Origin of the sequence: Micromonospora sp. NPDC047812, assembly GCF_040704175.1 — a bacterium.
In the GTDB taxonomy this organism is placed as follows: domain Bacteria; phylum Actinomycetota; class Actinomycetes; order Mycobacteriales; family Micromonosporaceae; genus Micromonospora.
This window is the reverse complement of record NZ_JBEYRY010000001.1, coordinates 1,159,857-1,177,971: the sequence shown is the minus strand read 5'-3', so window position 1 is coordinate 1,177,971 and position 18,115 is coordinate 1,159,857. Positions and strand designations below refer to the sequence as shown.

General features: G+C 71.9%; 17 protein-coding genes. 11 read left to right on the top strand and 6 right to left on the bottom strand.

Translation table 11 applies throughout. From position 1 onward, the window contains the following. The first annotated feature begins 35 nt into the window (after nt 1-35). The 4 genes from AB0883_RS05370 (at nt 36) to AB0883_RS05355 (ending at nt 4,067) form a co-directional block, all read left to right on the top strand. Nucleotides 36-962, top strand: coding sequence for an ABC transporter permease (locus tag AB0883_RS05370; protein ID WP_366639631.1), 927 nt, complete (start codon nt 36-38; stop codon nt 960-962). Nucleotides 963-1,034: 72 nt separating this feature from the next. Further along, nucleotides 1,035-2,012, top strand: a complete 978-nt coding sequence (locus AB0883_RS05365) for an ABC transporter permease (protein WP_366639629.1) — start codon at nt 1,035-1,037, stop codon at nt 2,010-2,012. 26 nt (nt 2,013-2,038) lie between these two features. Next, nucleotides 2,039-3,061 (top strand): ABC transporter ATP-binding protein, encoded by a 1,023-nt coding sequence (locus tag AB0883_RS05360; RefSeq protein WP_366640306.1) that lies wholly within the window; start codon nt 2,039-2,041, stop codon nt 3,059-3,061. Next, nucleotides 3,054-4,067 (top strand): dipeptide ABC transporter ATP-binding protein, encoded by a 1,014-nt coding sequence (locus AB0883_RS05355; RefSeq protein ID WP_366639627.1) that lies wholly within the window; start codon nt 3,054-3,056, stop codon nt 4,065-4,067. The genes AB0883_RS05360 and AB0883_RS05355 overlap by 8 nt, the downstream gene beginning before the upstream one ends. 208 nt (nt 4,068-4,275) lie before the next feature. Here AB0883_RS05355 and AB0883_RS05350 read toward each other — a convergent pair whose 3' ends face one another. Further along, a complete protein-coding gene (locus AB0883_RS05350) occupies nt 4,276-4,668 on the bottom strand; it encodes a chorismate mutase (RefSeq protein ID WP_366639625.1) in 393 nt (130 codons plus the stop codon). A 662-nt stretch (nt 4,669-5,330) separates the two neighbouring features. Between AB0883_RS05350 and pcrA the strand changes: the two genes are divergently transcribed. Next, a complete protein-coding gene (pcrA, locus tag AB0883_RS05345; RefSeq protein ID WP_366639623.1) occupies nt 5,331-7,736 on the top strand; it encodes a DNA helicase PcrA in 2,406 nt (801 codons plus the stop codon). Between the two features lie 58 nt (nt 7,737-7,794). On the opposite strand, the gene AB0883_RS05340 is transcribed toward pcrA, so the two are convergent. Together AB0883_RS05340 and AB0883_RS05335 are read right to left on the bottom strand one after the other, a co-directional pair. Continuing rightward, complete coding sequence (locus AB0883_RS05340) at nt 7,795-8,553, bottom strand: peptidoglycan DD-metalloendopeptidase family protein (protein WP_366639622.1); 759 nt, start codon at nt 8,551-8,553, stop codon at nt 7,795-7,797. A 273-nt stretch (nt 8,554-8,826) separates the two neighbouring features. Further along, nucleotides 8,827-9,543 carry a M23 family metallopeptidase gene (locus tag AB0883_RS05335; protein ID WP_366639620.1) on the bottom strand — a complete coding sequence of 239 codons (717 nt, stop codon included), beginning with the start codon at nt 9,541-9,543 and terminating at the stop codon, nt 8,827-8,829. Nucleotides 9,544-9,974: 431 nt separating this feature from the next. On the opposite strand from AB0883_RS05335, the gene AB0883_RS05330 reads away from it, so the two are divergent. From AB0883_RS05330 to sucD, 3 genes are all read left to right on the top strand, one after another. Beyond that, entirely contained in the window at nt 9,975-10,379 is a 405-nt protein-coding gene (locus AB0883_RS05330) for a cobalamin B12-binding domain-containing protein (RefSeq protein ID WP_101412721.1), read from the top strand. Between the two features lie 498 nt (nt 10,380-10,877). Then, nucleotides 10,878-12,056: an ADP-forming succinate--CoA ligase subunit beta gene (gene sucC, locus AB0883_RS05325; RefSeq protein ID WP_366639617.1), complete on the top strand. Its 1,179-nt coding sequence runs from the start codon at nt 10,878-10,880 to the stop codon at nt 12,054-12,056. Nucleotides 12,057-12,058: 2 nt separating this feature from the next. Continuing rightward, nucleotides 12,059-12,946, top strand: coding sequence for a succinate--CoA ligase subunit alpha (gene sucD, locus AB0883_RS05320; RefSeq protein WP_366639615.1), 888 nt, complete (start codon nt 12,059-12,061; stop codon nt 12,944-12,946). A 71-nt stretch (nt 12,947-13,017) separates the two neighbouring features. Here the strand turns inward: sucD and AB0883_RS05315 are convergent, their stop codons facing one another. Then, nucleotides 13,018-13,284, bottom strand: a complete 267-nt coding sequence (locus tag AB0883_RS05315; RefSeq protein WP_366639614.1) for a hypothetical protein — start codon at nt 13,282-13,284, stop codon at nt 13,018-13,020. 159 nt (nt 13,285-13,443) lie between these two features. Between AB0883_RS05315 and AB0883_RS05310 the strand changes: the two genes are divergently transcribed. After that, nucleotides 13,444-14,718 carry a DUF6350 family protein gene (locus tag AB0883_RS05310; protein WP_366639612.1) on the top strand — a complete coding sequence of 425 codons (1,275 nt, stop codon included), beginning with the start codon at nt 13,444-13,446 and terminating at the stop codon, nt 14,716-14,718. Nucleotides 14,719-14,777: 59 nt separating this feature from the next. On the opposite strand, the gene AB0883_RS05305 is transcribed toward AB0883_RS05310, so the two are convergent. After that, a complete protein-coding gene (locus tag AB0883_RS05305; protein WP_366639610.1) occupies nt 14,778-15,398 on the bottom strand; it encodes a DUF4190 domain-containing protein in 621 nt (206 codons plus the stop codon). A 20-nt stretch (nt 15,399-15,418) separates the two neighbouring features. Continuing rightward, nucleotides 15,419-15,718 carry a CD225/dispanin family protein gene (locus tag AB0883_RS05300; RefSeq protein ID WP_366639608.1) on the bottom strand — a complete coding sequence of 100 codons (300 nt, stop codon included), beginning with the start codon at nt 15,716-15,718 and terminating at the stop codon, nt 15,419-15,421. A gap of 180 nt (nt 15,719-15,898) precedes the next feature. Here AB0883_RS05300 and purN point away from each other — a divergent pair, with 180 nt between their 5' ends. Together purN and purH are read left to right on the top strand one after the other, a co-directional pair. Then, nucleotides 15,899-16,519, top strand: coding sequence for a phosphoribosylglycinamide formyltransferase (gene purN / locus AB0883_RS05295; protein ID WP_366639606.1), 621 nt, complete (start codon nt 15,899-15,901; stop codon nt 16,517-16,519). Further along, a complete protein-coding gene (gene purH, locus AB0883_RS05290) occupies nt 16,516-18,087 on the top strand; it encodes a bifunctional phosphoribosylaminoimidazolecarboxamide formyltransferase/IMP cyclohydrolase (RefSeq protein WP_366639604.1) in 1,572 nt (523 codons plus the stop codon). The genes purN and purH overlap by 4 nt, the downstream gene beginning before the upstream one ends. The last annotated feature ends 28 nt before the right edge of the window (nt 18,088-18,115 follow it).

The following is an 18,115-nucleotide window of genomic DNA, read 5'->3' as shown; positions in this document are numbered from 1 at the left end:
GTCCGACGCGCGCCCCCTGTCTGGAGGACCACCCCATGGGCCGTTATCTGTTGAGACGGCTGCTCCAACTCATCCCGGTCTTCATCGGGACGACGTTCCTGATCTACTGGCTCGTGTGGTCGGTGCCCGGTGACCCGTTCGCGGGCAAGTGTGGCGAGCGTCCCTGCCCGGACAGCTTCCGCAACATGATGACCGAGAAGTTCAAGCTCGACGAGCCGCTCGTCGTGCAGTACGGCAACTACATGAAGAACCTCTTCCAGGGCGACTTCGGGCAGACGTTCGGCGGCCGGGAGATCGGTGACATCATCGCCACGGCGTACCCGAACACCCTGAAGCTGGCCCTGGTGGCGCTTGCCATCGAGGCGGTCATCGGACTCACCGCGGGCGTGCTGACCGGCCTGCGCCGCAACGGCTTCCTGGACAACCTGGTCCTGGTCTCCAGCCTCTTCCTGATCGCCCTGCCGATCTTCGTCATCGGCTTCGTGGCCCAGTGGCTGCTCGGCGTGCAGTGGGGCATCGTCAAGCCGACGGTCTCCAGCGAGATGCGGCTCTCCGAGCTGATCGTGCCCGGCTTCGTCCTGGGCAGCGCGTCGATGGCGTACATCGCCCGGTTGGCCCGCACGAGCATCGCGGAGAACCGGCGGGCCGACTACGTGCGCACCGCGATCGCCAAGGGTCTGCCGATGCGCCGGGTGGTCGGGATCCACCTGCTGCGCAACTCGCTCATCCCGGTGGTGACGCTGCTCGGGACCGACCTCGGCGCCCTGATGGGCGGCGCGATCGTCACCGAGGGCATCTTCCAGGTCAACGGAATCGGCCGACAGGTCTACCGCGCGATCATCACCAAGGAGAGCGCTACCGTTGTCTCCATCGTGGTGGTCCTGGTGCTCGTCTACCTGCTGATGAACCTGCTGGTCGACCTGCTCTACGCCGCCCTGGACCCGAGGATCCGCTATGAGTGAGCGCAGCGAACGAATCATCATTGCAGCGTGCGCGGACACCAGTGCCCGCGCCGAGCGGAGTGAGGTACGGGCATGAGCGACCCGAGTGCCGCCTCGATCGTCAGCACGCCGCCCGCGCAGGCCCCCGACGAGATCGGCGCGCCGACCAACGCGGGCCTGCCGGAGAACGCCCGCAAGGAGAAGCCGCGCGGGCTGCTCGGCGACGCCTGGCGCGACCTGCGCCGCAAGCCGCTGTTCTGGATCTCCGCGGGGTTCATCGTCCTGTTCATGCTGATGACCGCGTTCCCCTCGCTGTTCACCTCCGGCGACCCGGAGAACGGCAACCTGCAGAACAGCCTCGTCGGCCCGTCGTCGGAGGCCTGGTTCGGCTACGACTTCCAGGGCCGCGACGTCTTCGCCCGGGTGATCTACGGTGCCCGCGCGTCGATCGTGGTCTCCCTCCTCTCCGTACTCGGCGTGCTGGTCTTCGGCGGCGCGATGGGGATCATCGCGGGCTACCGGGGCGGCTGGGTGGACGCACTGCTCTCCCGCATCGCCGACGTCTTCTTCGGGCTGCCGTTCGTGCTGGGTGCCATCGTCATTCTGACGACCTTCAACGGGTCGGGCACGAGCAACAGCAAGGCCGAGATCATGGCCCTGGTGAGTATCTCGCTGATCGTGCTGGGCTGGCCGGTCGTGATGCGGCTGATGCGCTCCTCGGTGCTGGCCACCAAGGAGGCGGACTACATCGTCGCCGCCCGCGCGCTGGGCGCCGGCACCGGCCGGATCATCCTCAAGCACCTGCTGCCGAACTGCCTCGCGCCGCTGCTGGTCTACGGGACGATCCTGGTCGGCTCGTACATCGGCGCCGAGGCGACGCTGTCCTTCCTGGGCGTCGGCCTGAAGAGCCCGGTGGTCTCCTGGGGCATCATGATCAACGAGGCGCAGAACCTTCTCCGCGTCGCGCCCTACCTGCTCTTCTTCCCCGCCGCGTTCCTCGTCGCCGCCGTACTGAGCTTCGTGATGCTCGGTGAGGCGGTCCGCGAGGCCCTCGATCCGAAACTCCGCTAGGGGAGATTCAGTTGTCCGACATTCTGGTGTCCGAGCAGTCCGCGGCCGGCGCGTCCGGCCGCCCCTCGGGCAGGTTGCTCGAGGTGGACGACCTCCGGGTGGAGTTCCGCACCCGGGACGGCGTCGCCAAGGTCATCAACGGGGTCACGTACCACGTCGACGCGGGGGAGACCCTCGCCGTGCTCGGCGAGTCCGGCTCCGGTAAGAGCGTCACCGCGCAGACCATCATGGGCATCCTCGACACGCCGCCCGGCTTCGTCACCGGCGGTCAGGTCCGCTTCCAGGGCAAGGACATGCTGAGCATGTCCTTCGAGGAGCGGCGCCGCATCCGCGGCGAGGGCATCGCGATGATCTTCCAGGACGCGCTCTCGGCACTGAACCCGGTCTTCACCGTCGGGTTCCAGATCGCCGAGCAGTTCCGGGTGCGGCGCGGGATGAGCCGCTCCGACGCCAAGAAGCGCGCGATCGAGATGCTCGACCAGGTCAAGATCCCGAACGCCAAGGGCCGGTTCAGCAGCTACCCGCACCAGTTCTCGGGCGGCATGCGGCAGCGCGCGATGATCGCGATGTCGCTGGCCCTGGACCCGGAGGTGCTGATCGCGGACGAGCCGACGACCGCGCTCGACGTGACGGTGCAGGCGCAGATCATGGACCTGCTCGCCGAACTCCAGCGCGAGCGGCAGATGGGCATGATCCTGATCACCCACGACCTCGGCGTGGTCGCCGACGTCGCGGACCGGATCGCGGTCATGTACGCGGGCCGGATCGTCGAGGAAGCCAACGTCTACGACCTGTACGCCAAGCCGGCGCACCCGTACACGATCGGGCTGATCAACTCGATCCCGCGGCTCGACGAGAAGGGGCAGCAGCTCCGGACGATCAAGGGCCTCCCGCCGAACCTCATGAACATCCCGCCGGGCTGCCCGTTCAACCCGCGCTGCCCCATGGCGCAGCCGGTCTGCCGGGAGAAGGTCCCGCCGCTGCTGCAGGTCGGCGCCGGCCGGGCCAGCGCCTGCCACTTCGCCGAGGAGCTGGTGAACCGTGACTGAGAACATCCTCGAGGTCCGTGACCTGGTCAAGCACTATCCCGTGACCCGGGGCGTGGTGTTCAAGAAGACCATCGGTCACGTCAAGGCGGTCGACGGCGTCTCCTTCGAGCTCAAGGCCGGCGAGACCCTGGGTGTGGTCGGCGAGTCGGGCTGCGGCAAGTCGACGCTGGCCCGGGTCCTGATGAACCTGGAGAAGCCGACCGGCGGCAGCGTCCTCTACAAGGGGCAGGACATCTCCAAGCTGTCCGGCCCGGCGCTGCGTCGGCTGCGGCGGCAGATCCAGCTGGTGATGCAGGACCCGTACACCTCGCTGAACCCGCGGATGACGGTCGGCGACCTGATCGGCGAGCCGTTCGAGATCCACCCGGAGGTGGCGCCGAAGGGCAGCCGCCGGGACAAGGTCAAGGAACTGCTCGACCTGGTCGGCCTCAACCCGGAGCACATCCACCGGTACCCGCACCAGTTCTCCGGCGGCCAGCGCCAGCGCATCGGCATCGCCCGGGCGCTCGCCCTGCGGCCCGAGATCATCGTCTGCGACGAGCCGGTCAGCGCGCTGGACGTGTCGATCCAGGCGCAGGTGATGAACCTGCTGGAGAAGCTCCAGAACGAGCTCGGCCTGTCGTACATCTTCATCGCGCACGACCTGTCGGTGGTCCGGCACCTGTCGGACCGGGTCGCGGTGATGTACCTCGGCAAGATCGCCGAGATCGGCAGCGAGGACGAGATCTACGAGCGGCCGACCCACCCGTACACCCAGGCGCTGCTCTCGGCCGTGCCGGTGCCGGACCCGACCGTGCGGGACAACAAGGCGATCATCCGCCTCACCGGTGACGTGCCGTCGCCGGTCAGCCCGCCGTCGGGCTGCCGGTTCCGGACCCGGTGCTGGAAGGCGCAGGACGTCTGCGCCGAGCAGGTCCCGCTGCTGGAGATCCGCAAGGGCTCGGACCACCCGAGCGCCTGCCACTTCGCGGAGAAGCGCGAGATCGTGCAGACGCACGAGGCGTGACCCCCACGGAACCGCCTGCCGACGTCATCGCGACGACGGCAGGCGGTTCCGTCGTTTCCGGGGGCCGGGACGGCCCGCCCCGGGCCCCGTCCGCGCAGGGCGCCGTCGGCCGGCCCCCGTCCGCAGGGCGTCGTTGGCCGGCGTACGCCGCGCAGGGCCGCCCGTTGCCGGCCTCCAGCGCGCAGGGGACCCGTCGCCGGCGTACGCCTCACAGGGGGCCGCGGCCGGCGCGCAGCAGCAGCAGCGCGAGCTGCGTGCCGTCGGCGCCGAGGGCGACCCGGAAGCGCTCCAGGATCTCCCGCTCCCGGGACAGCACCAGCCGGGTGCCGCCGGAGGCCATCCGGGTCACCCCGACCTCCTGGGAGAGCCGGGCCCGTTCCTGCCACAGCTCGATCAGCGCCCGGTCGATCTCGTCGATCCGCTCCCGGATCTCGACGATCCGGGCGGCCGCGGTCGGCTCCGGGGTGCCGGTGCGCGCCTCCGGCTTCGCGTCGTCGGCGCCCCCCGGCGCGTCGACCGGGGACCCGGAGGCACCGGGGCCGGGCCGGCCCGCCTCGGGTCGCGTCAGGCTGCCGTTGGACTCCACCACGTCTGTCATCATCGGGTACCCCTCGCCGTCAGGTGCCCGGTGCCCGGATCCCGGGACGGAGAAAGCCCCGGGCTCCAGGAGCCCGGGGCTTTCTCGTAGGTCTGATTGATCAGGCGCGACCTACGGCTGCCGGACTCCCGGTGCCGTAGTAAAAGTAGAAGCGCTGACCGAACATGTCGTCGAGTATGCCGACCCCTGGCCGGCCCGCGCAAGGATTCGACGAAACCCGTGCCCGGACGGACGACGATCTCGGCCTCGCTCAGCCCCTCGCCCAGGTCGGGACGGCCCCGGTGGCGTCGTGACGCCGGGACCGCCCGCGCCTCAGCCGAGGGGTGATCCGGTCGGTGGGGTCCGGCGCGGGCCGGGAAGCGGGGGACGGCGTGGCGACGACGGCCAACGCGAGGGCGGGCGCGGCGAGGCGGCGCAGCACCGCCCGACCGCGCGAACGCGGCTGGTCGTTTTCCCAGCCGTGTACCGGGGATGAGCCGGATTCCCACCGTCATCGTTTCTGCACGGGGGACGGCGGCACCAGACGCGACAGGGTGACATCTTCGTCTCGACGGAGGTGCGGCGGGACCTTTCCGCGCATCCCGGGGGGACGCGGGGCCGGCTCGGGCGAGCCGACGGTGCGCGGCGGGGAGAGTGTCCGCCCGGCGGCATAGACTCGCCGTGCGATGCATCCTCTCTTCGACATCCCCGCGTCCCCGCCCGCGCCGGCGCCCGCCCCGACCTCGCCGCACCGGCCCAGGTCGGCGGCCGTCCACCTCGATCCGCAGGCCCTGGTCGAGGGCCTCAACGGGCCGCAGCGTGACGCCGTCACCCATGCCGGCTCGCCGCTGCTGATCGTGGCCGGTGCCGGCTCGGGCAAGACCCGGGTGCTCACCCACCGGATCGCCTACCTGCTGGCCGCCCGGGACGTGCACCCCGGCGAGATCATCGCGATCACCTTCACCAACAAGGCCGCCGGCGAGATGAAGGAGCGGGTCGCCCACCTGGTGGGTCCCCGCGCCCGCCTGATGTGGGTGTCGACGTTCCACTCCGCCTGCGTGCGCATCCTGCGCGCCGAGCACGAGCACGCCGGGCTGAAGTCGACCTTCTCGATCTACGACGCGGACGACTCCCGCCGGCTGATGCAGATGGTCGCCAGGGAGCTGGACCTCGACCCCAAGCGCTACCCGGCGCGCGGGCTGGCCGCCCAGGTCTCCAACCTGAAGAACGAGCTGGTCGACCCCGAGGAGTTCGCGGGCCGCGCCAAGGGCCCCAACGAGCGGGCGCTGGCGGAGGCCTACACGCTCTACCAGCGGCGGCTGCGCGAGGCGCACGCGCTGGACTTCGACGACCTGATCATGACGACGGTGCACCTGCTCCAGTCCCACCCGCACGTCGCGGAGAGCTACCGCCGGCGGTTCCGGCACGTGCTGGTGGACGAATACCAGGACACCAACCACGCCCAGTACACGCTGATCAAGGAGCTGGTCTCCGGCACGGAGGGGATCGAGCCGGCGGAGCTCTGCGTGGTCGGCGACGCCGACCAGTCGATCTACGCGTTCCGGGGCGCCACGATCCGCAACATCCTGGAGTTCGAGCGCGACTTCAGCGACGCCCGGACGATCCTGCTGGAGCAGAACTACCGCTCCACCCAGACCATCCTCAACGCGGCCAACGCGGTGATCGACCGGAACACCTCGCGCAAGCCGAAGCGGCTGTGGAGCGAGGCGGGCGCCGGCGAGCCGATCGTCGGCTACGTGGCCGACACCGAGCACGCCGAGGCCGACTGGGTGGCCCGCGAGATCGACCGGCTGGTGGACGCCGACGAGACCCGCCCCGGCGACGTGGCCGTCTTCTACCGCACCAACGCCCAGTCCCGGGTCTTCGAGGAGGTGTTCATCCGGGTCGGCCTGCCCTACAAGGTGGTCGGCGGGGTGCGCTTCTACGAGCGCAAGGAGGTCCGCGACGCGCTGGCCTACCTGCGCGCGGTGGTCAACGACGACGACACGGTCAGCCTGCGCCGGATCCTCAACACCCCCCGCCGGGGCATCGGCGACCGGGCCGAGGCGTGCGTGGAGGCGCTGTCCAGCCGGGACCGGGTCTCGTTCGGGGCGGCGCTGCGCCGGGCGAAGGACGCCCCGGGCATCTCCACCCGGGCGGCCAACGGCATCGCCGACTTCGTCGCCCTGCTCGACGGCGCCCGCGAGCTGGCCGAGACGGGCACCCCGGAGGAGGTGCTGGAGGCGCTGCTGACCCGCTCGGGCTACCTCACCGAGCTGGAGGAGAGCCTCGACCCGCAGGACGCGGGGCGGGTCGACAACCTCCAGGAGCTGGTCAGCGTCGCCCGCGAGTACACCGAACGGATCGAGGCGATCGGCGAGGAGGGGGAGCGGGCGACCCTCGCCGGCTTCCTGGAGCAGGTCGCGCTGGTCGCCGACGCCGACCAGGTCCCCACGGACGACCCGGACCACCAGGGCGTGGTCACCCTGATGACGTTGCACACCGCGAAGGGCCTGGAGTTCCCGGTGGTCTTCCTGACCGGCCTGGAGGACGGCGTCTTCCCGCACCTGCGCTCGCTGGGCGACAGCCGGGAGCTGGAGGAGGAGCGCCGGCTGGCGTACGTCGGCATCACCCGGGCCCGCCAGCGCCTCTACCTCTCCCGGGCGGTCACCCGCTCGGCGTGGGGGCAGCCGGCCTACAACCCGCCGTCGCGGTTCCTGGAGGAGCTGCCGCCGGAGCTGGTCCGCTGGGAGCGCACCGAGGGGTCGTACACCTCCTGGGCCGGCGGGGGCGGCGGCGTGGGCGGCCGCGCGGACCGCGTGCCCGGCGGGCGTGTGGGCTTCAACGGCGGTACACCCAAGGCGGCCCAGCTGGCGAAGCGGCTGGGGGTCGACGCCAGCCGCCTGACCACGGCGAGCGAGCTGCCGCAGGGGCCGAAGGTGTCCGCCGGCGACCGGGTCAACCACCAGCGCTACGGCCTGGGCCGGGTGCTCGCCGTCGAGGGGCACGGCCCGGGAGCGCGGGCGCAGATCGACTTCGGCGACCAGACGATGTGGCTGGTGCTCCGGCACGCCCCGATCGACAAGCTCTGAGACCGGCTCGGCCCGGCCCGGCGGCGCGCCGGACCGGGCCGTTTCCCGTGGCTGCGGGTCAGCAGGCCACGTCGATGCCTCGGGCGCGCAGGAACGGCGCGGGGTCGATCTGGTTCCACATCTGACCCTGGTGCACCTCGAAGTGCAGGTGCGGGCCGGTGGAGTCGCCGGTGGACCCCTCCAGGCCGATGGTCTGCCCGGCGGCGACCTTCTCGCCCACGCCCACCTTGGTGGTGCTCAGGTGGGCGTAGTGGGTCAGGTAGCCGTTGCCGTGGTCGACGAAGACGGAGATGCCGTACCCGTCGCCGACGTCGCCGGCCTTGGTGACGGTGCCGCCGAAGGCCGCGCGGACCGGGGTGCCGGCGGGCAGCGCGAAGTCGATGCCGGCGTGCTGGGTGCCCCAGCGCGGGCCGTAGCAGGAGGTGATCGCCGCTCCCTTCATCGGGATGACCCAACTGGGCTTCGGCTTGCTGGTCTTCTTCGGCTTCGGCTTGGCGGTGGTCGCCTTCGGGCTGGGCTTCGCCGACGGGCTGGCCTTCGTCGGGCTGGGCGTCGGGCTCGCCGAGGGGGCGGCCGGGGCGGTCGTGGACCGGATGGAGCGGTCGGCGCGGTCGGCGGCCTCCGCGCGCGCCTGCGTGTCGACGGCGGCGGCCGGTACGGCGGGTCCGTCGTTCCCGTTGGCCGCGAACGCCGCTCCGCCGAGGCCGAGGCCGGCCAGGGCCGCCGCGGCGACGATCACGCGGGTGCGGCCGCCGATGCGCCTCCGGTGCCGGACGGGGGTGTCGGGGGTGTTCTCGTTCCGAATGTCTTCCTGCACGGCGGACCTTCACTGATCGAGGGGGCACTTGACCTCGAAATACTGGTGTCGACACGCGGCGTGACGGGTAGTGGGACGGAGTCCCGACGGACCGGCGGCGGCCGACGGCGCCCGGTGCATCCCCGTTCGGGGTTTTCGATCGCAAAAGTGATCATGCATGGCCATGGTGCCGGTCACAGTCGCTCCTGTGCCCCGGCTCACTTTGGCTGCCGGCGGCACACGAAAAACCGCCCGGATCGACAGATCCGGGCGGTCAACGGGCGATGCGCAGCGTCAGGGCGCGGCTACCTCGCTGTAGTACGCCTCGACTTGTAGCTGGATGTCCACTCCGCGCTCCTTGAGCCACGGCACCGGGTCGAGCGGCTCGCCCTTGACATGCACCTCGAGGTGCAGGTGGGAGCCGTAGGAGTGGCCGGTGTTGCCCACGAGGCCGAGCTGGTCGCCCGCCTTCACCTGCTGCCCCTCCTTGACGCTCAGCGCGGAGGAGTGGCCGTAGATCGCCTCGCTGCCGTCGGGGTGCTGGACGATCACGGTGTGGCCGTAGCCGCCGAACCAGCCGGCCTTGGTGACGGTGCCGCCGTGGATGGCGACGTAGGGCGTGCCCTCGGGGGCGACCAGGTCGACGCCGGTGTGCAGCTTGCCCCAGCGCATGCCGTAGGGCGAGTTGAACTCGTAGCCCTGGAGGGGAAGAAGCCAGACCTCGGGCTCGGCGGACTGGTCGCCTCCGGCGCGGTCGCTGTCGCGGCTGGCGCGGTCGGCGTTGTCGCCACGGGCCGCGACGTCCTGGTTGACGGTCGAGGCGGCCTTGAGCTCGTCGAGGACCGACGGGCTGACGCTCTTGGCGTCCGGCAGGGCGCCCGCGCCGATCGCGACGATGCCGGCGCCGACGAACGCGGTGGTGACGACCGCTGCGTAGCGGCTACGCGGGGGGGTGGGTACGCGGCGGCGACCGCGATATCGATCGGGCTCAGACGACAGGCGCTGGCGCACGCACACCCTCCGTTGTCGGGGATCCGAAGCGGCTTCCCCGACGCCCGTGAAGCTCGGGTGAACGTCGGCTGACCGCGTCGTCACCCGTCCGTGGACCTGATGACAACCGTGGACACGTTAGCCAACCACCAGTCCCGTCACAAGCCGAAGCGCCGAATTGCTGCCGCGTTCTGTCCCTTTGCGTCCATGATTGTCATGGCTCGTGCCCCTCGAACGGTGCCCCCCTAACTGCCCGTTCGTCGCGCAGGGTGACCGAACGGCGGAGTCGTCCGGCTTGACGCCGCGGGCCGCCGCGGTCCGTCGTACGGGTGCCGACGGGCACCCGGCCCGGCCCGCGTGCCGTGAGGTTCGCCGCCCGGATTTCCCGGGCAGGGTCGGGCGGGTTACCGTTCGTTCAGTGAAGCCGCGGAGCCGGTGAAAGGGATGCGCTGATGAGCTCTCGTGTTCGGGTCGTCGTCGCCAAGCCGGGCCTGGACGGCCACGACCGTGGCGCAAAGGTCGTCGCGCGTGCCCTGCGGGATGCCGGCATGGAGGTCATCTACACCGGCCTGCACCAGACCCCGGAACAGATCGTGGAGACCGCGATCCAGGAGGACGCCGACGCGGTCGGGCTCTCCGTGCTGTCCGGGGCGCACATGACGCTGTTCCGGCGGGTGGTGGAGCTGCTCGGTGAGCGCGACGCCCGCGACATCGTCGTGTTCGGTGGCGGCATCATTCCCGACGCCGACATTCCGGAGCTTCAGCGGATCGGGGTCGCCAAGATCTTCACGCCGGGCGCGACGACCCAGTCGATCGTCGAGTGGGTCCGGCAGAACGTCGCGCAGCCGGTCGCCTGACGGCGGTCGCGGATCCGGGTCGGCCGCCTGGCGGCGGTCGCGGATCCGGATTGGCCGCCTGGCGGCGGTCGTGGCATCGGGGCTGGTCGGTGGCCGGATCCGGGCAGGGGGAGGGGCCGGACGCACCCCTCACACGTCCGGCCCCTCTATGCACGATGCCCCGCCGCCACCCCTCGACCGACAGGGCATCGGCCGCTCCCGTCGCCGCGCTGTATCAGCGCTCCGACACCTGACTCAACGACGCCCCCACGGAGGGGTTACGCGCCCCCGGCAACATCGCCCGGACGGCTGACATCGGGCCGAAGTCGCGGAAAGGCCGCGCGACGCCGCCGATTGTGCATTACCACACAACGTGCACCCGCTCGGTTGCCGGCGGTGTCCACCTCGCTAGGCTGCGCCCAATGGCCTGTTTCGTGTGATGACAGGCGTCAAACTGTTTTCCATAACGCTGGTGGCGGCGCGACGGCGCGCCGCGGAGACGGGACGGGACGCGCAAACGTGGACCTGTACGAGTACCAGGGGCGGGACCTGTTCGAGCGGCACGGCTTGCCCGTGCTCGCCGGCGGCGTCGCCACGACCCCGGAGGAGGCCCGCGCGATCGCCGAACGCCTCGGCGGTCGGGTGGTCGTCAAGGCGCAGGTGAAGGTCGGTGGCCGAGGCAAGGCCGGCGGCGTGAAGCTGGCCGAGGGCGCCGAGGAGACGGTGGCCCGCGCCACCGACATCCTCGGCATGGACATCAAGGGCCACACCGTCCACAAGGTCATGATCACGGTGACCGCGGACGTGGCCGAGGAGTACTACTTCTCCTACCTGCTCGACCGGGCGAACCGCACCTTCCTCTGCATCGCCAGCGTCGCCGGCGGCATGGACATCGAGCAGGTCGCCGCCGAGACCCCGGAGAAGGTCGTCAAGGCCCCGATCGACGCCAACACCGGCGTCGACGAGGCGAAGGCGCGCGAGATCGTCGCCGCCGCCAACTTCCCGGCCGAGGTCGCCGACCAGGTCGTCGAGGCCGCCGTGGGGCTGTGGAAGGCCTTCGTCGCCGAGGACGCCACCCTGGTCGAGGTGAACCCGCTGGCCAAGACCGGCGACGGCAAGCTGCTGCTGCTCGACGCCAAGATCACCCTCGACGAGAACGCCGCGTTCCGGCACCCGGACCACGAGGCGCTGGTCGACCAGGCCGCGGTGGACCCGCTGGAGCAGGCCGCCAAGGAGAAGGACCTCAACTACGTCAAGCTCGACGGCGAGGTCGGGATCATCGGCAACGGCGCCGGCCTGGTCATGTCGACCCTCGACGTGGTCGCGTACGCCGGTGAGCGGCACGGCGGCGTCAAGCCGGCCAACTTCCTCGACATCGGCGGTGGCGCGAGCGCCGCCGTGATGGCGAACGGACTGGAGATCGTCCTCTCCGACCCGTCGGTGAAGAGCGTCTTCGTCAACGTCTTCGGCGGCATCACCGCCTGCGACGAGGTCGCCAACGGCATCGTGCAGGCGCTGGCCCTGCTCGAGCAGCGCGGCGAGCAGGTCACCAAGCCGCTGGTCGTCCGCCTCGACGGCAACAACGCCGAGGCCGGCCGGGCGATCCTCGACGGCGCGAACAACCCGCTGGTCCAGCGGGTCGACACGATGGATGGCGCGGCCGAGCGGGCCGCCGAGCTGGCGGCTGCGGGGGTCTGACAATGGCTATCTGGCTGACCAAGGACTCGAAGGTCATCGTCCAGGGGATGACCGGTTCCGAGGGTTCCAAGCACACCCGGCGGATGCTCGCCGCGGGCACCAACGTCGTCGGCGGCGTCAACCCGCGCAAGGCGGGCCAGACGGCCGACTTCGACGGCACCGAGCTGCCGGTCTTCGCCAGCGTCGCGGACGCGATGGCGCAGACCGGTGCGGACGTGACCGTCATCTTCGTGCCGCCGCAGTTCACCAAGGGCGCGGTCGTCGAGGCGATCGACGCCGGCATCGACCTGGCCGTGGTGATCACCGAGGGCGTGCCGGTGCACGACACCGCCGCGTTCTGGGCGTACAACGTCGCCAAGGGGGAGCGGACCCGGATCATCGGTCCGAACTGCCCGGGCATCGCCTCGCCGGGTGCCTCCAACGCCGGCATCATCCCGGCCGACATCACCGGCACCGGCCGCATCGGCCTGGTCAGCAAGAGCGGCACGCTGACCTACCAGATGATGTACGAGCTGCGTGACATCGGCTTCTCGACCTGCGTCGGCATCGGCGGTGACCCGATCATCGGCACCACCCACATCGACGCGCTCGCCGCGTTCGAGGCCGACCCGGACACCGACGCGATCGTCATGATCGGTGAGATCGGCGGCGACGCCGAGGAGCGGGCCGCCGAGTTCATCAAGGCGAACGTGACCAAGCCGGTGGTCGGCTACATCGCCGGCTTCACCGCGCCGCCCGGCAAGACCATGGGTCACGCCGGTGCGATCATCTCCGGCTCGGCGGGCACCGCCGACGCCAAGAAGAACGCGCTGGAGGCGGTCGGCGTCAAGGTCGGCAAGACCCCGACCGAGACCGCCAAGCTCATGCGGGAGATCATGTCCGCGGGCTGAGCCCGACCGACGTACGACCGGAGGGCCGACCGTTCGCGGTCGGCCCTCCGTCGTCGTGGGCGCGGGCGCCCTCAGTCGTTGTAGAGCGGGTAGTTGCCGCCGGCCCAGAGGATGCCGCTGCCGATGATGTTGAGCACGCCGAACGCGATCGCCAGGTAGCCGAGCACGGGCGACTGGCCGAAGCGCTTGGCGTCCCGGATCGACAGGTAACCGAAGACGATCCCCAGGATGCCGCAGCAGAGCAGGCCGAGGACGATGCCGAGCACGCCCCAGAGGACCGTGCGGTCGCTACCGGCCGCGGACGGTGCTGGCGGGGGCGGCGGATACGGAGTGTTCACGGCTCTCCTCCGGACGTCGGTGCCGCGACCCTACGGTCGCGTCCCTGCGCCCGAGGCTAGACCGGATCGGGGGCCGGAGAGGGTGGATCACGGAACTCGTCGCCGCTGCGGGGCGGTATCGGACTGCCACCGCCGGCCCGGCATGCCAGAGTAGACGCGATGTCCTCCGTCACCCCTGATCAGCCCAGCCGTCCCGGCGCCGATGTCGGCCCCGGCGCCCGGCCGGCCGCGCCCGTCGGGCGGAGCCGGCGGGTGCCCGCGCCGCGCGCCGGCGAGCCGCGCCGCAGCCGCGCCCCGCTCGTCGTCGCCGCCGGGGTCGCCGCCGGGTGGGCGGCGCTCACCTCCTGGCTGCCGGTCGTGGTCGTGCTCTGGCTGTTCCAGCTCAGCGAGGGTGCCGCCTCCGTGCCGGGCGCGCTGCGCGCCGGGCTGGCCGGCTGGCTGCTCGGGCACGGCGTGCCGCTCGACACCGCCGCCGGCCCGCTCGGGCTGGCCCCGCTGGCGCTGACCGCGCTGGTGGTCTGGCGGCTGACCCGGGCGGGCGTGCACACCAGCCGGGCCATCGGCGCGCGGGGCGGCCGCTCACCCCGGCAGGCACTCCTCGCCGCCGGCGCGGTCGGTGTCGCGTACGCGCTGCTCGGGGTGCTCGGCGCGGTGCTGGTCGGCGCGTCACCGGTCCGCGCCGGCCTCACCCTCGTGGTGCTCGGCACGCTCGCGGCCCTGGTGGGCTCGGTCCGGACCACGCGCGTGGCCGGGCTGCTCGCCGCGCGGTCCCCGGAGTCGCTGCGCGACGGGATCCGCACCGGGCTCGTCGCCGGGCTGCTGCTGTTCGGCGCGGGGGCCGGCGCGGCGGGGCTCGCCGTGGCGACCGGGGGCGGGGACGCCGCAGACCTGATCGGGGCCTACCGCACCGGGGTCGCCGGCCAGGCCGGGATCACGCTGGTCAGTCTCGCCTACGCGCCCAACGCCACGATCTGGTCGGTCAGCTACCTGCTCGGCCCGGGTTTCGCCGTCGGCACCGACACGGCGGTACGCACCAGCGAGGTCTCCGTGGGGGCGCTGCCGGCCGTACCGCTGCTGGCCGGGCTGCCGCGCGGGCCGGTCGACGGCCTCGGCGCCGGGCTGCTCGCGGTGCCGGTCCTCGCCGGGATGGCCGCGGGTTGGCTGCTGGCCCGCCGGCTGCTCCGGCTCGCCGCCGACGACCGGGCGCCGCTGCGCTGGGGGCCGCTGCTCGGGGCGGCGGCGCTCGCCGGTCCGGTGGCCGGTCTGCTGCTGGGCGCCGCCGCTGCCGCCTCCGCGGGATCGCTGGGCGGCGGCCGGCTGGCCCAGGTGGGGCCCGTCGCCTGGCAGGTGGCGGCGGTGGCGACCGCGGTCGTCACGGTCGGGGCGCTGATCGGCGCCGCCGCGACCCGGGTGCTGTCCCGCGCGCCCCGCTGAGGGCCGTCAGACGCCGAAGGGGCGCCCCGGCGAGCCGGGACGCCCCTGTCGCATGGCGGTCAGGGCTGGTTGGGCAGCGTGAAGCTGAAGCCCAGCAGGATGACCTGGAGCAGGCCGAGCACGACGCCGATGGCGCCGCAGATCAGGCCGGCGAGGGCCTGACCGTTGTTGTCGGCCAGCCCCTGGGCGGCCTTCTGCTTGCCCATCCACCCGGTCACCAGCGCACCGATGCCCAGCGGGATGCCGAGGTAGCAGCAGACCAGCGGGATCGAGGCGATGCCGAGGATCATGGACACCAGACCGAGGGTGTTCTGCTGCTGCCCCGGCCCCTTCGCGGCGAACCCCGCGTTGGGGTACATGGGCGGCTGCGGATACGCCTGCTGGCCGTACGGGTCCTGGTACGGCTGCTGCCCGTACGGCTGCCCCGGCGCCGGCTGCCCGTAGGGCTGGCCGGAGGTGGGCGGCTGGCCGTACGGCTGGCCCGAGGTCGGCGGCTGGCCGTACGGGTCCTGCTGGCCGTACGGATTCTGCTGGCCGTACGGGTCCTGCGGCGCGGCGTACGGGTCGTTCGGCTGCCCGGAGACGGGCTGCTGACCGTACGGCGCCGCCGGCGGCGGGGCGTACGGGTCGTGGTGCGGCTGCTGGCCGTACGGATCCTGTCCGGGGTAACCGGGCTGCATGCGACTCCTCGTCCGATCTGTCAGTAGCTGCTGGTGGAGGTGCTGCCGCCCACCACACCGGCGAGCCCACCGAGCAGGCAGCACACCAGCACGATCACGTACCAGCTGATGCCGACGATGAGCGCCCACTTGGACCACTTCTTCGACTCGGCGGCGGCGGCCTGGGCTCCGGCGTAGTCACCCTGCTGAAGCAGCGGGTTCACCTTGGAGGCGTTGAGAATCGCCGGGATGGCCAGCGGCCAGAAGAGGAAGATGGCGACGATCGACATCGTCATGTTGTTGTTGACCTGCGGCTGCTGCGGCTGGTATCCGGGCTGCATCTCGGCGTACTCCTCATTCCACTCGACACCCTGCGGGGCGTCGGATCACTGACGGGTGCGGGCCGACGCGCGCCGGGCCCGAGCGACCGGCAGCGTACCTGGTCCGGACCATTCGCGTCGTCGGTGAATGTCGCAATGCCCAGCGGATGGACCGGCCGGCACGCCCGATAGGGTGGCCCGGTGACCGAGCCCGCGTCCGTCGCCCGCATCGTCGTCCTCGTCTCCGGCTCCGGGAGCAACCTCCAGGCACTGCTCGATGCGAGCGTCGATCCGGCGTACGGTGCCCGGGTGGTGGCCGTCGGCGCCGACCGGAACGGCATCGCGGGTCTGGACCGGGCCGCCGCGGCCGGCGTGCCGACCTTCGTCGAGCGGGTCGCCGACCACCCCACCCGCGAGGACTGGGACGCGGCGCTGACCGCCCGCGTCGCCGAGCACCGGCCCGACCTGGTCGTCTCCGCCGGTTTCCTCAAGCTGGTCGGTCCGCGCTTCCTGGCCGCCTTCGGCGACCGCTACCTGAACACGCACAACACGCTGCTGCCGGCGTTCCCCGGCATCCACGGCCCGCGCGACGCCCTCGCCTACGGCGTGAAGGTCACCGGGGCCACCCTCTTCTTCGTCGACGCCGGTATGGACACCGGCCCGATCGTCGCGCAGGTCGCCGTGCCGGTGCACGACGACGACGACGTCGAGACGCTCACCGAGCGCATCAAGGAAGCCGAGCGGCGCCAGCTCGTCGAGCAGGTGGGCCGCCTGGTCCGTGAAGGTTGGACGATCACCGGAAGAAAGGTCACGGTCCCGTGAGTTCCACTCAGGACGAACGCCGCCCGATCAGGCGGGCGCTGGTCAGCGTCTACGACAAGACCGGCCTGGTCGAGCTGGCCCGGGCGCTGCACACGGCCGGGGTGGAGATCGTCTCGACCGGCAGCACGGCGTCGGCCATCGCCGGCGCGGGGGTGCCGGTGACCCCGGTGGAGACGGTGACCGGCTTCCCGGAGATCCTCGACGGGCGGGTCAAGACGCTGCACCCGAAGGTGCACGGCGGGCTCCTCGCCGACCTGCGCAAGGACTCCCACGTCGCCCAGCTCGACGAGCACGGCATCGCGGGGATCGACCTGCTGGTGTCCAACCTCTACCCGTTCCAGGCCACGGTCGCCTCCGGCGCCGGCGTCGAGGAGTGCGTGGAGCAGATCGACATCGGCGGTCCGGCGATGGTCCGGGCGGCGGCCAAGAACCACGCCTCGGTCGCCCTGGTGACCGACCCGGCCGCGTACCCGGCGCTGCTCGCCGCGCTCGGCGAGGGCGGCTTCACGCTGGCCCAGCGGCGCGTGCTGGCCGCCCGCGCCTTCGCCGTCATCGCCGAGTACGACGTGGCGGTGGCCGAGTGGTGCGCCGCCACGTTGGCGCCCGAGGAGGACGGTTGGCCGGACTTCGCCGGGCTGTCGCTGCGCCGCTCGGCGGTGCTGCGCTACGGCGAGAACCCGCACCAGCCGGCGGCGCTCTACGTCGACCCGTCCAGCCCGGCCGGGCTCGCCCAGGCCGAGCAGCTGCACGGCAAGGAGATGTCCTACAACAACTACGTCGACGCGGACGCGGCGTGGCGGGCGGCCAACGACTTCGCCGAGCAGCCGGCGGTGGCGATCATCAAGCACGCCAACCCGTGCGGCATCGCGGTCGGCGCCGACGTGGCCGAGGCGCACCGCAAGGCGCACGCCTGCGACCCGGTGTCCGCGTACGGCGGGGTGATCGCGGTCAACCGGCCGGTCTCGGTCGAGCTGGCCCGGCAGGTCTCGGAGATCTTCACCGAGGTGCTGGTGGCACCCGGGTTCGACGAGGGCGCGGTGGAGGTCCTCCAGGGCAAGAAGAACATCCGGCTGCTGCACGCGCCGGCCTTCGACCCGCTGCCGGCGGAGTGGCGGCAGGTCACCGGCGGCGTACTGGTCCAGATGGCCGACCGGATCGACGCCGAGGGCGACGACCCGGCCAACTGGCGACTGGCCACGGGTGAGGCCGCCGACGAGGCGACCCTGCGTGACCTGGCCTTCGCCTGGCGGGCGGTGCGCGCGGTGAAGAGCAACGCGATCCTGCTGGCCAAGGACGGCGCGACCGTCGGCGTCGGGATGGGCCAGGTCAACCGGGTCGACTCGGCGCAGCTCGCGGTCGCCCGGGCCGGGGCGGACCGGGCACGTGGTTCGGTCTGCGCCTCGGACGCGTTCTTCCCGTTCGCCGACGGCCCGAAGATCCTCATCGAGGCCGGCGTCCGGGCCATCGTGCAGCCGGGCGGCTCGATCCGGGACGAGGAAGTGATCGCGGCCTGCAAGGAGGCCGGCGTCACCATGTACCTGACTGCCACCCGCCACTTCTTCCACTGACCCACCCGGCCCCACCCCCGCTCGCGGC